Genomic DNA, 3431 nt, shown 5'->3' with positions numbered 1-3431 from the left:
TTTTGCTTACTTTTGCGCTTTTCAAAAGTGAGCCGCTGTAAAAGCGGAACCCATAGCAGCCGTTACCGCAGAAACGGATATGTACCCGGTCCAATCCAGCATCCTGGTCGGCCCAGAGGCCGCCATCGGGAGCAAGCCCCCTCCCACACTTGAAATGCATTCCCCTGTGGGAGCTGGCTTGCCTGCGATAGCGATGTCAGAGGCTCGGCGCAATCACCTGACACAACCGCGCCACCGCTTCCAGCATCTGCCCACTGGGCCGCTCCAGGCCCTTGTCCGGTACCAACCGCACGCGCTCGAACAGGCTCGGCCAGACCTTCCAGGCCTCCCGCTGCGCCTGATCGCCCACCAGGATCAACTGCGGATCACGCTGCAACACTGACTCAATACTCACCTGCGGCGCCGGCAGCTTGAGGTCGTCGAACACATTGCGCGCCCCGCACACCTTCAACGCATCACTGATGATCTGCTCGCCGCCCACGGTGTACAGCGGCTGGTTCCAGACCTGGTAAAACACGCGCAACGGCTCGGCGCGCCGATAGCGCTGGCGCAGTTCGGCGAGGCGCTGGCGCAGTTGATCGGCCAAGGCCAGGCCGGCGTCGGCACGCCCCAATTGCTCGGCAATGGCCTGGACTTGGCGGGTCAATTGTTCAAGGTCATGGGGTTCGGCAACGTACACCGGGATATTCAGGCGCTGCAATTGCTCGCGCTGAGCCGGGCCGACGCTGCCGGGCCAGAGCAGGATCAGGTCGGGATTGAGGCTGAGCAGGCGCTCCATGTCCAACTGGCCGTAACGCCCGACCGATGGCACCTGCGCAAGGGCCGACGGCCGCTCGCCGCCATCGAGCACACCCACCAAGAGATCGGCAGCGCCCAATTCGACGACGATTTCAGACAGCGACGGCGCCAGACTGACAACGCGCTCGACCGCCAACGCCTGAACGCTGAACCCGAGCAACAACGCCAACCAGTAGCGTTTCATCCCAATTGGCGCGGAATGCGATAGAGGTAAAACAGCACCGTCGTCGACAGCGCCAGCAAGCACAGCGGCACCGCTTCCAGGCCGACGAACACCGCCAACGCGCCAATCCAGGCCGGCAGCGCAGCCACCAGCAAGGCTGTACGTCGACGCGCCGCCAGGGTAATCCAGGCGGCAGGTTCTTCGGCAGTATCGAGGGCCTTGGACGTGGCGATCAGCGCATGTTTATAGCCGTGAAAATAACGCAGGCTGAGAAACATCGAGGCCACGCCGGCGATAAACAACGGCATGGCCAGTACGGGAAGCAAGGACTCGGCGCGGCCGAACACCAGGTTGATCACAAACAATGGGAGCAATGCCAGGGCCAGGTACTGCCACCAGTTGAAGGACAGTCGACGTTTCACCTGGCCGCGGGTCACGCGCGGTCGACCTCGCCCTGATGCTCGTTGCCCATCATGTGGTCGAGCTTGCTGGCTTTGGTGGCCAGGTACAGTTTGTTGTGCGGGTTGTGCCCGGTATGCAGCGGCACACGCTCGGCCACGGTGATGCCCATTTCGGTCAAGGCTTTGACCTTGCGCGGGTTGTTGGTCATCAGGCGCAGCGACTTCACGCCCAGATGCTCAAGCATCGGCAGGCAGATGGCGTAGTCACGCTGGTCGGCGGCAAAGCCCAGGCGCTCGTTGGCTTCCACGGTGTCGGCACCGCCATCCTGCAATTCATAGGCGCGGATCTTGTTCAACAAGCCGATGCCACGGCCTTCCTGACGCAAATACAGCAGCACGCCACGGCCCTCGCGGGCGATAGCCTGCAGCGCAGCTTCCAATTGCGAACCGCAGTCGCAGCGCTGGCTGAACAGCGCGTCGCCGGTCAGGCATTCGGAATGCACGCGGCCCAGCACCGGCGCACCATCAGCGATATCGCCCAGGCTGAGCACAATGTGCTCGCGCCCGGTGGCTTCTTCGAGAAAGCCATGCATGGTGAACGTGGCAAAGGGGGTAGGCAGCTTGGAAGCGGCGACGAAAACGACGGGCACCGTGTGCTCCTGATTTCAGATTTTCACAGAAGCGGCCATTGTAACAGCCTGTTCCTACAGACGCTTAAGCTGAATGATCGCTGATAAAGATCAATAGGTTCGATTGGCCTTCGGCTTGGTTCTATGCAGGTCAGAACGGATACGGCTGCTTCCAGCGTTGAAAAATCGGCTTCAAGTCGCCAGTTTTCACCAGCACGGCCATGCGCTGGTCGTACAAGGTCCTCAGTGCCCGCCCACGTTCGTTATCGGCAAAGCCCACGTAGAGCGGCAGTTCCGTGAGGTGGGTGAGTGTGAATCGCGACGGATCGTCGGCCTGACTGAGCACATACTCGGCTTCGGTGAGCGACTCAATGTAGAGGTCTGCATGGCCATGCTGCAGCATCGACAGGATACCGTCGCGGCGCTCGACCTGGTTGAACCGACGTACGTTCGGCAGGTATTTCTCGTATTTGTAGCCACGCACCCAGGCCAGGCGGTAATCACCGAGCGTCGCCAGGCTCGGCGTGGGCAGCGTTGCCAGACCGAGGGCGTAGATATGATCGGAGTCAAAGTGCCAGTGCGGATAAAGTACGTGCTCGGCTTCGTCGCGGTAGGAACCGACCCAACCGTCCACCTCGCCACGCTGGGCCAAGCCGACCGAGCGGGTATAGAGCGCGCTGCGGACTTGCAGGGCGACGCCGGCCGGTTCGAACACCTGGCGTAACACGTCCCAGGCCAGGCCGCTGCCATCCCTGTTGGTGTAGTTGCTCCACTCCTCGCTGGCCAGGACGATCTTGCCGGGCAACCGGGCTTCGTCCGCCTCAAGCGCAGGGGTCATGACGCACAGCATGATCAGCAGCCAGCAGCGCACACTCATAAGGATGACTTCCTACGTGGAGATATTCATATGAAGGGTAACGCAGCAGCGCCGACTACGGCAGCTGATGAAAATGCTGATAGCCGTGCACGGCCGGAGTGATGTCTTGTCCGTTGGCGTCGAGCAGTGTCACGCCCTGCCCCGCTTGGACCCGACCGATTACATGGACCGGCCAGCCGCCCGCCCGCAACGGCGCCAGTTCGGCCGGCGGCAAGGTGAACACCAGCACATAGTCATCGCCGCCGCTCAACGCGGCTACGTGCGCCTCGTCGCGACCGACAAACGCCAGCAACGCCGCCGACAACGGCAAGGTGTCGCGCTCGATCAACAGGCTGACAGCCGATGCCCTGGCGATATGCCCGCAATCGGCCAGCAGCCCGTCGGAGATATCCATGGCTGACGTCGCTTTGCCCCGCAGCGCCAGCCCCAAGGCCAGTTGCGGTTGCGGTGACCAGTAGTGGGCGAGCAGCGGTTCGGCGATGGCCGCTTGCGCGCTGCGCTGGCCCAACACCAGCGGCAACGCCCCGGCCGCGTTGCCCAATTCGCCACCGACACACAACAGA

The 3431-nt window shown here is 62.5% G+C and carries 5 protein-coding genes; all 5 read right to left on the bottom strand.

Annotated elements, in window-relative coordinates; genetic code table 11:
- Nucleotides 1-196: 196 nt before the first annotated feature.
- The gene (locus BFP96_RS24195; RefSeq protein WP_065937152.1) at nucleotides 197-982 is read right to left on the bottom strand and encodes a cobalamin-binding protein; all 786 of its coding nucleotides are present in this window, start codon (nucleotides 980-982) and stop codon (nucleotides 197-199) included.
- The gene (locus BFP96_RS24190; protein WP_065888382.1) at nucleotides 979-1398 is read right to left on the bottom strand and encodes a nuclear fragile X mental retardation-interacting protein 1; all 420 of its coding nucleotides are present in this window, start codon (nucleotides 1396-1398) and stop codon (nucleotides 979-981) included. The genes BFP96_RS24195 and BFP96_RS24190 overlap by 4 nt, the downstream gene beginning before the upstream one ends.
- Complete coding sequence (gene ribA / locus BFP96_RS24185) at nucleotides 1395-2012, bottom strand: GTP cyclohydrolase II (protein ID WP_065937151.1); 618 nt, start codon at nucleotides 2010-2012, stop codon at nucleotides 1395-1397. The genes BFP96_RS24190 and ribA overlap by 4 nt, the downstream gene beginning before the upstream one ends.
- A gap of 130 nt (nucleotides 2013-2142) precedes the next feature.
- Complete coding sequence (locus BFP96_RS24180) at nucleotides 2143-2868, bottom strand: substrate-binding periplasmic protein (RefSeq protein ID WP_065937150.1); 726 nt, start codon at nucleotides 2866-2868, stop codon at nucleotides 2143-2145.
- A gap of 55 nt (nucleotides 2869-2923) precedes the next feature.
- Nucleotides 2924-3431, bottom strand: a 508-nt coding sequence (locus tag BFP96_RS24175; protein WP_256549185.1) for an AIR synthase-related protein, incomplete at its 5' end; no start/stop codon positions are given.

Origin of the sequence: Pseudomonas sp. 34 E 7, from assembly GCF_900005715.1 — a bacterium.
Taxonomy (GTDB): domain Bacteria; phylum Pseudomonadota; class Gammaproteobacteria; order Pseudomonadales; family Pseudomonadaceae; genus Aquipseudomonas; species Aquipseudomonas orientalis_A.
This window is presented reverse-complemented; position numbering and strand designations above follow the sequence as displayed.

Coding starts and splice junctions, on each gene's coding strand:
- BFP96_RS24195 (WP_065937152.1), bottom strand. CDS start 982: ATGAAACGCTACTGGTTGGCGTTGTTGCTCGGGTTCAGCGTTCAGGCG.
- BFP96_RS24180 (WP_065937150.1), bottom strand. CDS start 2,868: ATGAGTGTGCGCTGCTGGCTGCTGATCATGCTGTGCGTCATGACCCCT.